Genomic DNA, 309 nt, shown 5'->3' with positions numbered 1-309 from the left:
TGACTCTTGGAGAGTCGATGAAACATATATCAAAGTAAAAGGTCAATGGATGTACCTGTATCGTGCTGTTGATTCGAACGGAAACACAATCGATTTTTGCCTAAGCAAAACAAGAGATCATAAGGCTGCAAAGCGCTTTTTCAAGAAAGCTTTGCGGTCTTTTCATGTTTCAAAGCCACGTGTGATAACAGTCGATAAGAATCCAGCTTATCCTATAGCAATTGAACAGTTAAAAAAAGAAAACATACTAAGATTAGTAGTGCAGGCCAAGGCATTGGTTCGCACTACTATTTTTTATATAGTAGAAGT

Annotated in this window: 1 protein-coding gene; it reads left to right on the top strand. The window is 37.2% G+C overall.

Translation table 11 applies throughout. The annotated features are described in order from the left end of the window. Positions 1 to 309 (top strand): DDE-type integrase/transposase/recombinase (locus JDS80_RS30850; protein ID WP_199640833.1); only part of this gene is annotated, 309 nt, incomplete at both ends.

The sequence above is a fragment of the Bacillus cereus group sp. N8 genome, from assembly GCF_016483685.1.
Lineage (GTDB): Bacteria > Bacillota > Bacilli > Bacillales > Bacillaceae_G > Bacillus_A > Bacillus_A proteolyticus.
This window is presented reverse-complemented; position numbering and strand designations above follow the sequence as displayed.